This is a genomic window from Exiguobacterium sp. PHA03, from assembly GCF_041945985.1.
GTDB lineage: Bacteria > Bacillota > Bacilli > Exiguobacteriales > Exiguobacteriaceae > Exiguobacterium_A.
In genome coordinates this window covers 1,084,579-1,099,747 of record NZ_JAUTYQ010000001.1, presented here as the reverse complement: position 1 = coordinate 1,099,747, position 15,169 = coordinate 1,084,579, and the positions used below count along the sequence as shown (strand labels likewise).

16 protein-coding genes and 1 tRNA gene are annotated in these 15,169 nt (G+C 40.3%); 10 read left to right on the top strand and 7 right to left on the bottom strand.

Annotated elements, in window-relative coordinates:
• Positions 1–41: 41 nt before the first annotated feature.
• Both Q7C19_RS05940 and Q7C19_RS05935 read right to left on the bottom strand, forming a co-directional pair.
• The gene (locus tag Q7C19_RS05940; protein WP_035407338.1) at positions 42–740 is read right to left on the bottom strand and encodes a queuosine precursor transporter; all 699 of its coding nucleotides are present in this window, start codon (positions 738–740) and stop codon (positions 42–44) included.
• A gap of 127 nt (positions 741–867) precedes the next feature.
• Complete coding sequence (locus Q7C19_RS05935) at positions 868–1,350, bottom strand: GNAT family N-acetyltransferase (RefSeq protein WP_035407341.1); 483 nt, start codon at positions 1,348–1,350, stop codon at positions 868–870.
• A 202-nt stretch (positions 1,351–1,552) separates the two neighbouring features.
• Here Q7C19_RS05935 and Q7C19_RS05930 point away from each other — a divergent pair, with 202 nt between their 5' ends.
• A complete protein-coding gene (locus Q7C19_RS05930) occupies positions 1,553–1,867 on the top strand; it encodes a hypothetical protein (protein ID WP_023468579.1) in 315 nt (104 codons plus the stop codon).
• Positions 1,868–1,907: 40 nt separating this feature from the next.
• Positions 1,908–2,699, top strand: a complete 792-nt coding sequence (locus tag Q7C19_RS05925) for a class I SAM-dependent methyltransferase (protein ID WP_052018997.1) — start codon at positions 1,908–1,910, stop codon at positions 2,697–2,699.
• Between the two features lie 53 nt (positions 2,700–2,752).
• Here the strand turns inward: Q7C19_RS05925 and putP are convergent, their stop codons facing one another.
• The gene (gene putP / locus Q7C19_RS05920) at positions 2,753–4,225 is read right to left on the bottom strand and encodes a sodium/proline symporter PutP (RefSeq protein WP_375091871.1); all 1,473 of its coding nucleotides are present in this window, start codon (positions 4,223–4,225) and stop codon (positions 2,753–2,755) included.
• A gap of 260 nt (positions 4,226–4,485) precedes the next feature.
• Positions 4,486–5,661, bottom strand: coding sequence for a MalY/PatB family protein (locus tag Q7C19_RS05915; protein WP_052018998.1), 1,176 nt, complete (start codon positions 5,659–5,661; stop codon positions 4,486–4,488).
• A 156-nt stretch (positions 5,662–5,817) separates the two neighbouring features.
• Between Q7C19_RS05915 and Q7C19_RS05910 the strand changes: the two genes are divergently transcribed.
• From Q7C19_RS05910 to Q7C19_RS05880, 7 genes are all read left to right on the top strand, one after another.
• Complete coding sequence (locus Q7C19_RS05910) at positions 5,818–6,015, top strand: hypothetical protein (protein WP_035407347.1); 198 nt, start codon at positions 5,818–5,820, stop codon at positions 6,013–6,015.
• A gap of 85 nt (positions 6,016–6,100) precedes the next feature.
• Positions 6,101–6,171 (top strand) — tRNA-Thr (locus tag Q7C19_RS05905).
• Positions 6,172–6,259: 88 nt separating this feature from the next.
• Positions 6,260–7,147, top strand: a complete 888-nt coding sequence (locus Q7C19_RS05900) for a helix-turn-helix domain-containing protein (protein ID WP_290751079.1) — start codon at positions 6,260–6,262, stop codon at positions 7,145–7,147.
• 7 nt (positions 7,148–7,154) lie between these two features.
• Complete coding sequence (locus tag Q7C19_RS05895) at positions 7,155–8,045, top strand: helix-turn-helix domain-containing protein (protein ID WP_375091870.1); 891 nt, start codon at positions 7,155–7,157, stop codon at positions 8,043–8,045.
• 83 nt (positions 8,046–8,128) lie between these two features.
• On the top strand, positions 8,129–9,010 hold the full coding sequence (locus Q7C19_RS05890; protein ID WP_035407355.1) for a helix-turn-helix domain-containing protein: 882 nt from the start codon (positions 8,129–8,131) through the stop codon (positions 9,008–9,010).
• A 36-nt stretch (positions 9,011–9,046) separates the two neighbouring features.
• Complete coding sequence (locus tag Q7C19_RS05885) at positions 9,047–9,913, top strand: helix-turn-helix domain-containing protein (RefSeq protein WP_375091869.1); 867 nt, start codon at positions 9,047–9,049, stop codon at positions 9,911–9,913.
• A 28-nt stretch (positions 9,914–9,941) separates the two neighbouring features.
• Positions 9,942–10,817, top strand: coding sequence for a helix-turn-helix domain-containing protein (locus tag Q7C19_RS05880; protein WP_290775043.1), 876 nt, complete (start codon positions 9,942–9,944; stop codon positions 10,815–10,817).
• Here Q7C19_RS05880 and Q7C19_RS05875 read toward each other — a convergent pair.
• Positions 10,814–11,443: an FMN-dependent NADH-azoreductase gene (locus Q7C19_RS05875; protein WP_375091868.1), complete on the bottom strand. Its 630-nt coding sequence runs from the start codon at positions 11,441–11,443 to the stop codon at positions 10,814–10,816. The genes Q7C19_RS05880 and Q7C19_RS05875 overlap by 4 nt on opposite strands.
• Positions 11,444–11,588: 145 nt before the next feature.
• Between Q7C19_RS05875 and Q7C19_RS05870 the strand changes: the two genes are divergently transcribed.
• Entirely contained in the window at positions 11,589–13,430 is a 1,842-nt protein-coding gene (locus Q7C19_RS05870; RefSeq protein ID WP_375091867.1) for a putative bifunctional diguanylate cyclase/phosphodiesterase, read from the top strand.
• Between the two features lie 83 nt (positions 13,431–13,513).
• On the opposite strand, the gene Q7C19_RS05865 is transcribed toward Q7C19_RS05870, so the two are convergent.
• Positions 13,514–14,194 (bottom strand): amino acid ABC transporter permease, encoded by a 681-nt coding sequence (locus Q7C19_RS05865; protein ID WP_035407367.1) that lies wholly within the window; start codon positions 14,192–14,194, stop codon positions 13,514–13,516.
• A complete protein-coding gene (locus Q7C19_RS05860; protein ID WP_035407369.1) occupies positions 14,194–15,036 on the bottom strand; it encodes a transporter substrate-binding domain-containing protein in 843 nt (280 codons plus the stop codon). Before Q7C19_RS05860 ends, Q7C19_RS05865 begins: the two co-directional genes overlap by 1 nt.
• Positions 15,037–15,169 lie beyond the last annotated feature (133 nt).

The following is a 15,169-nucleotide window of genomic DNA, read 5'->3' as shown; positions in this document are numbered from 1 at the left end:
CCATTATCCGACAATTCGCAAAACTCTTCTAGTCTTTTTTATCAGGCTGCAGCATCTGTTGATCGTTTCGTCGGATGGATGCGCTTTGCTAAATACATGAATGGTGTCGCGAACCAGGCGACGACGAATTTTGCGAGATATGTCGTAATGAAGATTTGCCACCAAATAGAGAATGGCATATCGTGAAAGGCGATCGCACAAAATGTCAACGTATCGAGCAGTTGGCTTAATACAGTTGATCCCGTCGTCCGTAACCAAAGTTTTCGTTCGCCTGTCTTTTGACGAATCTTCGAATAAATGAAGACATCAAACAATTGCGACACGAGATAAGCGGCAAGACTACCAACAGCAATCCATGGTAGGAGTCCGAATAGTAGATGTAAAGAATCAGATGTTTCGAGTGCTGCTTTATCGGCGAGTGGGGTATACAAGAGACTGAATTGCATGAGGACGGTCGTCGTGATCAAGGAAAAGAAACCCATATAGACACCTTTTCGAGCGACCTGTTTGCCATATTTCTCATTGAGAATATCCGTCGCTAAATAACAACTGCCATAAACGACATTTCCTAACGTGAAGACGAAACCAAAAATATCGACGGTTTGTGTGACTTGAATGTTTGCAATGATTGTTGCGATGGCAATCCACATCAACAATCCGGTCTTTCCAAATAGATAATAACTGAAAATCAATAATCCCATCGTTAATAAAATGGAAGGGATCCATAACCATTCGTTCATGAGGTAGACTCCTTTCTGTTCATACAGATGAAAATTGTACGCTGAAATCGATCGCCTGTCAAAGGTGAGTTACACATGTGACCAATATAAAAAAAGACCATGAATCTCATGGTCTTTCAGATAGTGTTCAACCGAGTCGTTGTAAAGAATATCGACGTCGTCTCCCTTTGACGTAATAGTTCTCAATCGACGTAAAGTCATTTGCTTCTAAAATACGTTTCGCGTAAAAAGCGTGTGGTGATTGATCGAGAACACGCGCGCGTACTTCATGACGATCTAGTACTCCCGAATGCTTTAATGCTTCGGCAACTGCTTGAGTAGCTATACCACGTCGTGTATAAGGATCAAACACCATAAAGTCGAGTTGAAAATAGTGACCCATTTTCAAAAGTAGAACCCGCCCGACGATCGTATCTGCTTCAACGATATCAAAGTAGTAATCTTCAGGATAACTGTGCTCGACGGAATCAAAAGCTCGCTCTTCTCCAAGCTCATGGTCATACCCTTTGATTTCTTGCGGAGACAGCCCATATGCTTGCTCGCCATACTTCAAGAAATGGTCGTACTCAGCTTGATCGACATGACGTAATGCTCGACGTCTTAATTCCATCACAAAATCCTCCCTCATCCCAATTGATGCTTCGTTTACATTATAGCGATACCCTCCTTGCAATTGCAAAAATTAACTGGAACCGATCCGCAGGAAGAAATTTAAAAAAATCATTTTGTAATCATCTTGTGATTGTTTTAATTACCTCGAAATATGGTAAAGTAATGATGTAGACAACTGCATACTGGAAGGGGCTGGAAACGTGTTCACAGAACGTGACGGAATCAAATTGCGTTTAGAGCAAATCGAACGATTGTATTCGGACTTGAATCGTGAAGCGAAACAATTGACGGAACGCTTACGCCAATTAGATGAACAAGGGGATGAAGTACAACATGATCTTTCTCTTAACAAAGAAGATCGTGATCATTTGAAGTCAAGCATCGATGAGACACTTCAAGCTCTCATGAAACGGACTACGGTCGATGCAAAAGTCGAACAGGAAAAGCAAGAAGACCTGATTTCGAAAAAAGCATTGATCGAAGATATTGAAGGATTATTGAAGAAAAAGAAATGAGCTAGCTGCGGCTGGCTTATTTTTTATGGGGGAAATAAGTATGAAACCAACCATTGGACTGACGACGTGTCTTCGTCCGACTGACGTCGTGCATCATCGTGTGAAGCAGTTATTAGCGGATGAGACGATACACTTCGTCTATATCGCACGGCAAAAAAAAAGCATAGAACACCTACAACAGGAGACGAGATTGCCGGTATTAGTCGTCGATAAGAAACGACTAGATTTATACCCACTAGGCGAAACGACATCGTTCTTTTTCCATCCTTCAAGTGCGGTCTTTCGCATCAAACAAATTGATGCAGGTGGAAGAGATCCTCTCGTTGCGATGGGACGCCTATCAGAAGGGATGCATGTGTTAGATTGTACACTCGGTTTAGGTGCAGATGCGATTGTCATGAGTCATGCCATTGGAGAGCAGGGGCGGATCATCGGTCTAGAAAGCAAGACTGAGACAGCCTTTGTCGTCAAGGACGGATTAAAACGCTGGGAAGAATCTTACGAACCAATCAATCAGGCGATGCGACGAATCGAAGTGAAAGTCAGACACCATCTCGCATTTTTGAAAGAATGTCCGGATAATTGCTTTGATGTCATCTACTTTGACCCCATGTTTGAACAGACTGTTGAAGAATCGACACATCTCGACGCTTTACGAAAACTTGCGAATTATGAAGCCTTATCTGTTGAAGCGATGATTGAGGCGAAGCGTGTGGCACGTCAGCGCATCGTATTAAAAGCACATTATGAGAGCCCGCTGTTTGAGCGCTTTGGATTTGAACGATCCAAGCGTAAGACGTCGAAGTTGCATTATGGCGTGATTGAACTGTAAGTCAAAAAAGACCTCTGCCGATTTTGCGGCAGAGGTCTCACTGTTGATAGTGATTATTGAATAGCGTCTTTTAATTCGTCTTCCATCTCTTCGAACGTTTCCTGAACGGCACTGACCGGTTGTTTCGTCATCAAGCTGACGACGGCCGTAAAGATCAAGCTGGTGAAGAATCCAGGTACCATTTCGTAAAGCGTCGTGCTAAGCCCGAGTTGCACCCAAATGATGACAGTCAAGGCACCTGAGATGATACCTGCTAATGCGCCTTGTTTCGTCATCCGTTTCCAGTAGAGGGAAAGCAAGATGATCGGACCAAAGGCAGAACCGAATCCAGCCCAAGCGTAACCGACAAGTGCAAGAATTGTCGCTGACGGATTCCAAGCGAGGATACTCGCAACGATAGCTACGACAAGAACAGCAATTCGACCTGTTAAGACGAGTTGTTTATCTGTTGCATTCTTTTTCAAGAACGTCTTGTAAAAGTCTTCTGTCAACGCACTTGATGTGACAAGTAATTGTGAGGAAATCGTCGACATGATTGCCGCGAGAATCGCAGCCATCAAGAACCCTGTGATATACGGGTGGAATAGTACATCCGAGAAACGGATAAAGACTGTTTCCGGATCACCTAGTCCATTCCCTTGTCCTTCGAAATAGGCAATTCCAACTAAACCTGTCATCATGGCACCAATGATAGAGATGAACATCCATCCAATACCGATGCGACGAGCACTTTTTAAGTCCTTGACAGAGCGAATTGCCATAAAACGAACAATAATATGTGGTTGACCAAAGTAACCAAGTCCCCAAGCAAGAAATCCGATGATTCCAAGAACTGTTGTCCCTTTAAATGGATCAAACAACGAAGGGTCTAATTTTTCAGCATAGTTGAATGCACCATCGACTCCGCCGACGTCGGTCAATGCAACGACAGGAACGAGCACGAGTGCAATGAACATGATACAGCCCTGGACGAAGTCGGTCCAACTAACTGCGAGAAAACCGCCGAATAAGGTGTAGGCGATTACGACCGCAATCGTCAAGAGCATACCATAGTGGTAATCAAATCCGAATGAGCTGACAAATAATTTTCCACCTGAAACGATTCCAGCTGATGTGTAGAACGTGAAGAAGATGATGATGACGAGTGCTGACACAGTACGAAGCACGCGTGATTTGTCTTCAAAACGATTCTCTAAGAAATCAGGAATTGTAATCGAGTCATTTGCCATTTCCGTATAGAGTCGGAAACGTGGAGCGAGTACTAAATAGTTTACGTAACATCCAATCAATAATCCGAGTGCGAGCCAGAGTGCTGAAACACCTGTCGCGTACATGGCGCCGGGAAGTCCCATGAGCATCCATCCACTCATATCCGATGCACCAGCAGAAAGTGCTGTAACACCAGGACCGAGATCGCGTCCGCCTAACATGTAATCCTCTGTGTTCGTCGTTCGTTTGTAGGCAAAATAACCGATTGCCAACATGAGAACAAGATACAGAATGATTGAAATCCATTCTTGCGTCATAAAGTTAAATCCTCCAAATACAATAGTTTTTTTACGATCAAGCATACATTGACCTGTTCGCCAAATGATATGTTCCCCACCTTACAGGGGATAAAACGACTTTGCAAGCCACTTCATTTTCAGGAAAAGTGCCACCATGCCTAGCGCCTCAAGAGATTGAAACGGTTTTAGTCCCTATTAAAGTTCTTCTAATCAAAATATTCCGAATAATTCACTGCATTAAAAAATGACCTTAATGATTTAAGGTCATTCGAGTCAAATTAATTGCTCCAAAATCGTTCGTACGCAGCGCTTAAGCGGTCTAGAGCTTGATCGAGCTGTGCGCGAGGGCAACCGATATTTAAGCGTTCAAACGTTTCTCCATGGGAACCGAATGAAGAACCGTGTGTCAAAGCGAGTTTTGCTTCCTTAACGAGCCAATCGGCGCGCGTTTTGCTATCGAGATTAAGTGCTTTGAAATCAATCCACAACAAGAATGTAGATTCTGGAATGATGACATTTAATTTCGGCATTTCTTGACGAATACGACGGACGGCATGGTCACGATTGTCTTCCAAATAAACAAGGAGTTGCGCTAACCATTGCTCACTCGCATGATCTCCGTACGCCGCCGAAATAGCAGTTGAAGCCAATGCGTTTGGATGAACAAAATGACGTTGCTGGACACGCTCGATCCGTTGACGAATCGAAGTGTCTGGTACGACCAAATAAGACGCGTAAAGTCCAGGAATATTGAATGTTTTGGATGGTGCGCTGACCAAAATGATTTTTTCATAATCTAAGGCAAGAATTGGTGTGTGCACAGAACCCTTATAGACGAGATCCGCATGAATTTCATCGGATACAAGGTAGACATCGTGTTGTTTCGCGAGTGCTACGATGCGCTGTAATTCCTCTTTAGGAAAGACTTTTCCGCTTGGATTATGAGGACTACACAGAATCATCATCTGCGCAGTCTGCATTTGTTGTTCGAGAAGCGAGAAATCCGTCCGGTACGTCTCTTCTTCTAAAAGAAGTGGATTCTCAACGATCTGCCGTTGGTTAGACTGGATGATCTGATGAAATGGTGGATAGACAGGTGTCTGGATGATGATTGAATCACCAGGTTCAGTTAGCGCTAGGACTGTATGGGCAAGTCCTGGAACAACACCGTTCGAATAAAGAATGGAATCGGTAGTGATCGTTACGTCATATCGCTTCAGAAACCAATGCTGAATCGCTTGTTTTGCTTCCTCTTCAAACATCGAGTAACCGAAATGACCTGTAGCAGCACGTCTTGTCAACCGTTCTGTGAGATGATGCGGTGGACGGACATCCATGTCGGCGACCCACATCGGAATCAGCTCATCGGATCCATAAAGTGAATGAAGTCCGTCCCATTTGACGGATCCTGTATTTCGTTTCTCAATCGTTTCATCGAAATTAATCTGTTCCATCAGACTTCACTTCCTATTCTTTTTAAGTTAAACTGCTCCATTTCACCATAGCGGATAAAGAGAGAAAGGAGCAAGTCGGAAAATAAAAGGTTTAACATTTATTCGATCAGGCAATTATTTAACTCGAACCTACCATAACAGAACGGAGTGATGATCATGTTACATTCTAAAGTAGTTGTCGGGCGAACACCTGAAGAATTAGAAGAACGATTGAACGAATTTTTTGAGAACAATGGTGTTGGGTCAAACGCCATCATTACGTTGAAGTTTTCAACATTCGTCGCGTCTAAAGCGGATGAACATTATTCGGTTTTAGTCGTCTATGATAATTCATTAACAAAAACGACACTGTAAAAAAGTAACAAGGAGTTGCGTGGAAATCACGTCGACTTCTTGTCTTGTCTTTTTTTATAAGTTATACTAGAAACAGATTTTACAAGCTTCCGTAGGTTAATGGCAGACCTCAGCAATGGTAATGCTGCAGTGCGAGTTCGATTCTCGCCGGAAGCATACACGCGTCTTTCGTCTCAAGTGATATATACTTGAAACGAAAGACTTTTTTTATGATGGATTCATCTTTGATTGAGGAGTGAACTTCATGCATCCAGTCATTCATTCTGTTGGCGATAAGATCAAGCAAGAACGAAAAAAACAAGGAATGACACAAAAAGCACTTTGTGAAGGAATTTGTAGTCAGGCTGAGATCAGCAAAATCGAAAATGGTCGAAATTCTCCGACGATTGATTTACTACAGCAAATTTGTCGAAGACTGCGCATTCCGATTTCATTGTTTTTTGAAGATGAAATCGTGTCACATAAGTTAAACGAAATTGATCAACGAATGATTCGTCATTTACGCGAAAAAACATATTCAGATATGGCAAAGGACTTAATATTATATGAAAAATCAAAAAACGCTGTCGAAACTCAAATTTTAATTCGTTATCATCAAGAATTACTTGAATATGAAAGAGGAAATGTTGATTTTCGGACCTGTATTGCGTCCTTGTTGCAAGTTGTCAGTGAGGAACGGGTGGAAGAAAAATCATTTTTACTTTATACACGAATTCAGATGGTGATAGCGGTACTTTATACGAACCATGAAGAATATAATCGTGCTCATCAAATCTACAAGGCATTATTAGAGTTACCTTATCAAACGAGAGAATACAAAAAAATTCGAATGAAGATCATGTATAATTTCATTCGTAACTTAGTAGAGTTTGAACGATTCGAAGAAGGGTTGCAGAAAGTTGAGCAGGTAATTAAAGAAACGAAACAATTGCAAGATTTAACGTATCTTGGACAGTTTTATTTTCAAAAAGGCATTTTGTTAGAGGCGTTAAAAGCATCGGAACGAGATACAACGGAAGCCTATACGACCGCCTATTCCTTTTTTGTTGCGACTCAGAATCACTCTTATTTAAAAATCCTTGAAACGTATTTTTCCGAACATCTCTTATTTCCGCTTAATGAAAGTGAGTGAGTAAACGATGGAGATCACTGCATTAACTTCATCGATTGGTACAAAAATCAAACAACTGCGAATTGAGAAGCAGATGACACAAAATGAACTATGTGAAGATATTTGTAGCCAAGCTGAAATCAGTAAAATCGAAAACGGCTTAAATTCACCGACTGTTGATTTGTTGCAACAAATTGCCAAAAGGTTAAAGGTGCCCATTTCTTTATTATTTCAAGAATATACGGATGAAGAACAATTTTTTCAAATTGATCAATTCTTATCCGATTTGCTTCGAGAAGAGAAGTACGAAGAAGCAATGGAGCGAATTAATCAGCAAGAAAAAAATATGATCACTGAAGTCGATATTTTAAAAAATTACATTAAAACGATCATTGATCTAAAACAAAATCGGATTGACTTTCGAACAGCTGCTAGCCTACTCAGTAACTTGTTGAATGAAAAAGAAGTGTGGTCGCACTCCATTCAATTGTTCATTCGAATCAAAATGGCGATTGCGAATATGTATTCAGAACAGGATCTATTTCATTTAACAGAATCCGTATACCAGGAATTAGAAAAAGAAATTGAAGCGCTCCAGTCGACTGCTCATCTGAATGCGTTACTGAAAATTTATTTTAATCATTGTCAGATTCTTGAATACCAAGAAAAGTCTGAGGATAGTATCGTCATCGCTAAGAAAGGATACGAACTATGTTTGATGCATAACCATACATTTTTATTTGGACATTTTTATTATCAACTCGCGCACTACCACGAACAATCGGGTGAAGATGAAATGTCACTTCAAAAACAGTATTCCATCGCATATGTGTTGTTTCATGCGTTTGAGCATGATGTTCGAAAACAGATGATTCTTCGCATGAAGGAAAAGTATATGTTATTTAACTTTGAGAAGTGATAAATAGGATGCGTAACCTTCTTGCCAAACAAGAAGGTTTTTTTATTAAAAGTGCAATCAAATGAGTAGTGAGAGGTGATAAGATGAAAAACGTACATCCAATTGGGGAGACACTGAAATTTTATCGACGTTTGAACAACGTATCACAAAAAGACATTAGTACAGGGATCTGTAGTCAGGCTGAAATTAGTAAAATTGAAAACGGTAAGGTGATGCCGACCGTTGAATTATTACAGCAACTTGCTATAAAACTTTGTGTGCCTATATCCGAACTCGTTAAAGATGGTGCTGAACATCGTTTGGAACAAGCTCGTATTCTTGACCAAGCACTTCGTAAGCTAGTACGAGAAAATAAATTTGATAAATGCCTTCGTGTAATGAAACAAGTCTCATCCCGTCGATCTTCTGACGAAGTAAGGCGAATAGTGAGATACTATGAAATCGTGATCGCCTATCGGCAACAGCACGTTGATTATCGAACGACCTCAGTCTTATTTGCACGATTGATCGATCAAGAAGGTTTACAGGTGCAGGATCCGATTCTTTACTTTCGAGTCAAGATGGCACTATCCATTTTATATGCGGAGTGCGAACAGTATCAACAAGCAGAAAAAATATATACTGACGTATTACAGTTCACGACAGAAATTAGCGGTTTAAAAGAAGAACGACTTAAGATTCTTTATAATTATGCGAAATTATTATATAAAGTTAATCAGTCAGAAAAGGGACTTCGTATCATCGAGGAAGGGATACTGCTCAGTCGAAAATTGAAACAGACATCCTATTTAGCGCACTTCTATTATCAACGTGGTGAATTTCATGAGCGAATGGGTGTAGATATCTTGCAGACGAAACATGATTATACGATGGCCTACGAATTATTCTCTGCCTTTCAGATGAAACAATATGCTGACATCGTTCTAGAGGTGAAACGTTCTTTTTTGCAGTCTATGCCTGAATGAGGTCATTGCTTAACAAACGAGAAAAGAGGAGAAACGTTGCGTATTGAATCATTTGGTAAACAGATCAAACAACTACGGATCGAGAGGAAGTTGACACAAAAAGAATTAGCGAAGGATGTATGCAGTCAAGCTGAATTAAGTAAGATTGAAAACGGGAAAACTATACCAACAATTGATCTTGTTCAGCGTTTGTCTCAAAAGTTACATATTTCAATGGATCAGATTTTCATCGATTCAAATGAAGTAAAACTATTTCAGCGCTATGAGGTACAACTAGCGGACTTTTCTAGACAACGTCGTTATGATGAGATGCTTGATTTCATGAGATGTTTACCAACTAGTCTTCCTCCTTCCGTTCAGTTATTGATTCGTTATTTTGAATGGGTCGCTCGCGAAGGGAAAAAAGATATCGATTATCGAACATGTATCTCACAGTTGCTTCGGTTATCGGATGAACAACAAATGGAAACAGAGTACCCTGTTCTTTATTTACGTATCCGGATGTCTGTTGCAAACTATTATTATTTAAACAGTCAGTATCCGTACGCGAGAAAAATTTATCAAGAATTACTAACCTATGATTACTCGACGGATACGCTGAAAAAGTTACAATGTAAAATTTTATATAATCATGCGCAACAGCTCTATTTTCAAAATGATTTTGTAACAGGGTTAGAGATTACTGAAAAAGGAATCGCCTTATCCGTTGAGCGAAAAGATACAGCGATGTTAGGACACTTCTTTTATCAAAAGGGATGTTTCTATGAAGAATTGAGTTACGCAGAAAGTGATATTCGTGACGCGTTTACCTACGCCTATTCTCTTTTTACTGCTTTTGGTAATGAAAATCATGCCGCGCTAGTATTAAAAGGAAAAAACCAGTTTCTCTACTTTCAAATGTAATCATGGAAGTAAAAGAAAGGAGTATAATTTGAATCATTTACCCGTCTCCATTGGCTATGAAATCAAGCGACTTCGAAAAGAAAAAAAGATCACACAAGCAGAATTATGTGAAGGCATCTGTAGCCAAGCTGAAATTAGTAAAGTCGAAAACGGTAAAAATTCACCTACCATTGATTTACTCCAACAAGTGGCAAAACGGCTGAAAGTACCATTATCGATGTTGTTTCAAGATCATTTACGAAGTGATGTCTTTCAATCATATGATGAACAATTAGCGGACTTGTTACGTACTAATAAATATGTAGATGCTCTGAAATTGAGCGAACACGTACTGTCTACAACTGAATATGAACAGGTACGTAATTTAGCAAGATATTATCAAATCATTGTGCAGGAAAGAAGTGGTCAAATTCATTACTTAAAAGCTGTTCAATCGCTCGAACGGTTACTAAATAAAGAACAACTCTGGTTTGAATCAGCTACCTTGTATCTACGGATTCAGATGGGGATGGCGAATCTGTATGTCGAACACGGTGACTTTGAATTAGCGGATGATCTTTTTCAGAATTTGATTCAAGCAAAATACGAAACGATCGAATTAAAAAAAGTTCGAATCAAGATTTTATATAACTATGGACAACAACTTTCACTGCAAAAAAAATACCTTGCTGGTCTAAAAATCACCGAACAAGGTATTCAGGAGAGTCTTCAATTGGAAGACGGTCATTTCTTAGGTCACTTTTACTTTCAAAGGGGATACTTTAAGCAGCAATTAAATGGTGATCTCTCAGATATCCAGCGTGATTTTACGATGGCCTATTCCTTATTTTGTGCATTTGATATGCCGATTCATGAAAAACGTCTTCTGGAAGAATATGCAGAGTATGTTCTATTCCCAATTTAAAACGAACGACCGAATTGTCGGCACTCTTGAAGCGCTTGTTCGATCAATTCAGATGCACGATCTGGGTATTGCTGATGTCCTTCTAAAATGACAGTTGATACATCATTGATCCCAAAGAATGCTAACAAGTTCAACATATAGCGAACCGCGTGTTCACTTGGGGCTTTCTCTTTTGTCGAGTAATCACCACCGCGTGAATGAATCAACAGCACTTGTTTGTCTTCAACAAGTCCGATCGAACCTTCGGCTGTATAACGAAACGTTTGACCAGCCTGGGCGAGATAATCCATGTAATTGTGAAGCGGTGCCGGAACCGTTAAGTTCCACATCGGAAATGAAAAGACAACTTTATCGGCATCTAAGAATCCGTTTAAATATTCTTGAAGCCGTTGTGCATGAGTCGCATCATCTCCAGTTAATTCTTCCCCTTTAAATAGCCGCCCTGCCGCGTTCGCAAGTTTTAGATCAAAGAAGGGAAGACGTTCCTCGAATAAATTCAAAACCGTAATTTTGTCCTCAGGATGATTTTCACGATAAGCATTCAGAAAGGCATCGTTTAATTCAGAACTAATGCCTTTTTTTTGATGCGTGCTATCGTTTGCTTCGATGAATAGTAAATGAGACATAGTGATCGCTCCTTTCTATACCTATCTATTCCCATTTTGCTTAAAATCATGACTTCCCATTATTTTATTATTTTTAGAAAATTCAAGTTTTATTTTGGTTCTGATAAGGAAAATAAACGACAGGAACTTGAAAGAGGGGATGGCGATGAATACACAGCGACGTTCTTCCAATAGTCAGCAATATCATCGAGAAATTCGGGCAAATTATCAATTGTTCGGGATGATCATTTTTATTTTGACGAGTTGTGGTGCCGTTTTATATATCGTTGCCAATACATTTAGTAGTTATGGTTTGAAAGGAGAGGATTGGATACGTGCACTTGTCATTGCGAGTGCTGGGAGTGTTCAATACTTCATCGGTAAAAGTACATTATCAGACCGACTAAAGCCACATATGATGTCTAGCGTTTTTTTATTGATTCCATATATTTATCATCCATTCATCGGTAGGGGAGTCCAGACAGTTTGGGCATGTGCCCTTCTATTCATATTAGCTTCCTTAGTCGTCATCAACCGAACGATGCTACTGTACGCAACAAGCATCACGACGGTTTCTCTTCTTTATATTTGGTATCAAACTCCATCACTTGAAAACACTTCGATGTTTGTATCCGATCACATCGCGCGTATTGGACTTATCTTGATTGCGACGATCATTAGTTTACTGATCCATAATCAATATGTTACCCGTCTTGAACGAAATATTGAATACTTAGCCCGTTTACAGGAACAAGCATTTACGGATCCCGTGACAGGTTTACCAAACCGCTCTTCGTTTGTCATTGAAGTAGATAAGAAAAAACAAGATGGCGATATGATTTGTCTCGTGGATTTGGATGATTTCAAAACAGTAAATGATGCATTCGGTTACCGAACTGGTGACCGTTCATTACACATCATTGGTCGACGATTGATGAATCGTTTTTCAGATTGTACGATTGCGAAAGCGAGCGGTAGTGCTTTTTTACTTCATGCGCCTTATCATCATGATGCACGAGTCCTCTGTGACGATATTTTATCAAGTGTATCAGAACGTGTACAAATTGACTTTAAGCAAATCAATGTTACTGCGAGTATTGGTGTTTCCTATATTAATGATGAATCGACGGACCATGTCATCAATGACGCGGAGATTGCATTATTTACAGCCAAAGCAAATCGAAAGAACACGTATGCGATCACAGACTTAGCAACACAAAATGAACGGAAGCGAGCACTCCAGTTAACGCGCGATTTATATGATGCAGAATTGGATCGAGACTTCTTTATTTTATTTCAACCTCAAGTCAATGCGAGAACGCGTCAAATTACAGGTGTAGAGGCTTTAATTCGTTGGAATCATCCGGAATACGGTCTTGTTCCACCAGTTGAGTTCATTCCACTCGCGGAAAGAACACGATTTATTGAGACATTAGGGCGATGGGTCATGCGTCAAGCCTGTCTTCAAGGAAAAGCTTGGTTGGAGGAAGGGAAGGAACCTCTGACGATTTCGGTTAATGTTTCACCGTGGGAATTACGACAAGCTGATTTTACGAATCGAGTGCTCACTATATTAAAGCAAACAGGTTTTCCTCCATCCCTACTTGAAATCGAGATGACAGAACATATCTTTATCGAAGGAACCGAGCAAATTATCAAAACATTAAACGCACTCCATTTGTATGGCATTCGAATCGCTCTTGATGATTTTGGAACTGGATTCTCATCCATGCAACCACTCGTGGAACTACCGTTCGATCAATTAAAAATTCCAAAAGAAATCGTTCAAGAAGCGATTCATTCTGAAAGGAAACGAGCAATGATCGAGACGATCATTCAATTAGGAAAACGATTAAATATGGCAATCGTAGCAGAAGGAATCGAACTTGAAGAAGAGGCAACATTGCTCGAACAGATGGGGTGTCATACGTTGCAAGGATATCTATTCTATCGACCGCTACAGCCGCAACAATTAGAACATTTTTTAGCGATGTATCGAGAAGGCTAAACAGATATCAAACAATTGAAAATACAAACAGGCGAAGGATCATGTCCATCGCCTGTTTGTATTACCATATAGGAGATAATAAATCAGAGATACCGGGCAAAACGACGCTCGAGAATCTCTTGGATGACTGCGATACATGAACATATACCCCAGTAAATGAACGCAACGACAAAATAGACGGTCATATAGTCGAATTCACGCCCACCAACGATTTTTGCCTTTTGAAAAATTTCAGGGACTGTAATCATGGCAGCAAGCGACGAAGCTTTAACAAGATCTAGCAAGACGTTCGAAAGCGGTGGGATGGCAATTCGAATCGCTTGCGGCAAAATGATGCCAACAAACGTCCGATACCTAGATAAACCGAGGGACGCCGCTGCCTCTTCCTGCCCACGATCAATCGAGAGTAAGGAAGAACGAATGATTTCTGCCATGTATGCCGCACTATTTAAACTAAAACCAGTAATCGCAGCAGTCAACGCGTTCAGTTGAATATTGATGACTGGCAGCCCGAAATACAACATGAACAATAGCACAAGGATGGGTACACCACGCATAAATGAGATGTAGGCGCTCGCTCCAATACGCAATACTCGAAAATGAGAGAGACGACAAAGCGCAAGAATTAACCCAATTCCAAGACCAATCGCCATGCTGAGCAAAGAAATCCATAATGTTTGTCCAAGTCCACTTAAAATATATGGAAACGAATCAACCGCCAATTCAGGATTGAAGACGGACCGCCAATCAATCGATGACATCATTAGTTCACATCGACAATCGTCGTTTTGACGTCAGGCATTTGGGAAACATTCTTTCCGGCATAAAATTGCTTCGAAATGTCTTTTAATGTACCGTCTTCCTTCATTTTATCGAGTTGTTCGTTAATGTTGGATTGAAGTTCTTTATTGTCTAAATCCATGATTAAACCGACTTGGCTCGGGTTATAGGCGATGTCCGGATGAATCGTGATATCGAAGTCTTTGAAGAAATCGACAGCCAGTGTTTGCAAGTAATAATCATTCAAGATGACGTCTGTGCGACCATTTGAGACATCTCGTAGATATTGATCGTTCGTCGCATTATCGTAAGTGACTTCTTTTGCACCGTATTTTTTAGCAATCTGCATATATGTCGTTGTTGCTTCTCCGGCAGCTTTTTTTCCTTTTAGATCTTCTAGAGACTTGATGCCTGACAAATCACTTTTACGGACGATTGCCGTACCATACGTATATTTATATGGTTTTGAGAAAGCGAATTTTTCTTTACGGTCATCGGTGATCGTAATGTCGTTAGCCGCAAGGTCAACCTGACCTGTATTAACGCTTGTCAACATACCGTCGAAAGACATCTCTTTGAACTTTACTTTCAAATCAAGCCGTTTGGCTACTTCTTTGACGACTTCAACGTCAAACCCCGTCAATTTATTACTTTTTTCATCATGATAGGACGTCGGGTAAAGTGTACCTGCTGTTGCGACGACGATTGTGCCTTCTTTTTGGATTTTATCGTATGCGGTTGCTTTCTCGTCTTGTTGACCGCATGCGCTTAATAGAATCGAGCTTCCTGCAATCAAGAGTCCCGTCCATTGCATTGTTTTTTTCATCGTATTATTCCTCTCTTTATTTCCGTAATCAGTAACGCTGTTCCTACTTAAAAATACCACGGAATCACATGTTCGGGCAAAGCAATACGCGCATAAAGTGTTGGATTTAATTAAAAAAAATATTGAATGAATA

Excerpts from the sequence above, each read along its gene's own strand:
- Q7C19_RS05865 (WP_035407367.1), bottom strand. The coding sequence starts at position 14,194 with ATGATGTCATCGATTGATTGGCGGTCCGTCTTCAATCCTGAATTGGCG.
- Q7C19_RS05875 (WP_375091868.1), bottom strand. The coding sequence starts at position 11,443 with ATGTCTCATTTACTATTCATCGAAGCAAACGATAGCACGCATCAAAAA.
- Q7C19_RS05935 (WP_035407341.1), bottom strand. The coding sequence starts at position 1,350 with ATGGAATTAAGACGTCGAGCATTACGTCATGTCGATCAAGCTGAGTAC.
- putP (WP_375091871.1), bottom strand. The coding sequence starts at position 4,225 with ATGACGCAAGAATGGATTTCAATCATTCTGTATCTTGTTCTCATGTTG.
- Q7C19_RS05895 (WP_375091870.1), top strand. The coding sequence starts at position 7,155 with ATGGAGATCACTGCATTAACTTCATCGATTGGTACAAAAATCAAACAA.
- Q7C19_RS05940 (WP_035407338.1), bottom strand. The coding sequence starts at position 740 with ATGAACGAATGGTTATGGATCCCTTCCATTTTATTAACGATGGGATTA.
- Q7C19_RS05915 (WP_052018998.1), bottom strand. The coding sequence starts at position 5,661 with ATGGAACAGATTAATTTCGATGAAACGATTGAGAAACGAAATACAGGA.
- Q7C19_RS05925 (WP_052018997.1), top strand. The coding sequence starts at position 1,908 with ATGAAACCAACCATTGGACTGACGACGTGTCTTCGTCCGACTGACGTC.
- Q7C19_RS05890 (WP_035407355.1), top strand. The coding sequence starts at position 8,129 with ATGAAAAACGTACATCCAATTGGGGAGACACTGAAATTTTATCGACGT.
- Q7C19_RS05860 (WP_035407369.1), bottom strand. The coding sequence starts at position 15,036 with ATGAAAAAAACAATGCAATGGACGGGACTCTTGATTGCAGGAAGCTCG.
- Q7C19_RS05870 (WP_375091867.1), top strand. The coding sequence starts at position 11,589 with ATGAATACACAGCGACGTTCTTCCAATAGTCAGCAATATCATCGAGAA.
- Q7C19_RS05910 (WP_035407347.1), top strand. The coding sequence starts at position 5,818 with ATGTTACATTCTAAAGTAGTTGTCGGGCGAACACCTGAAGAATTAGAA.
- Q7C19_RS05900 (WP_290751079.1), top strand. The coding sequence starts at position 6,260 with ATGCATCCAGTCATTCATTCTGTTGGCGATAAGATCAAGCAAGAACGA.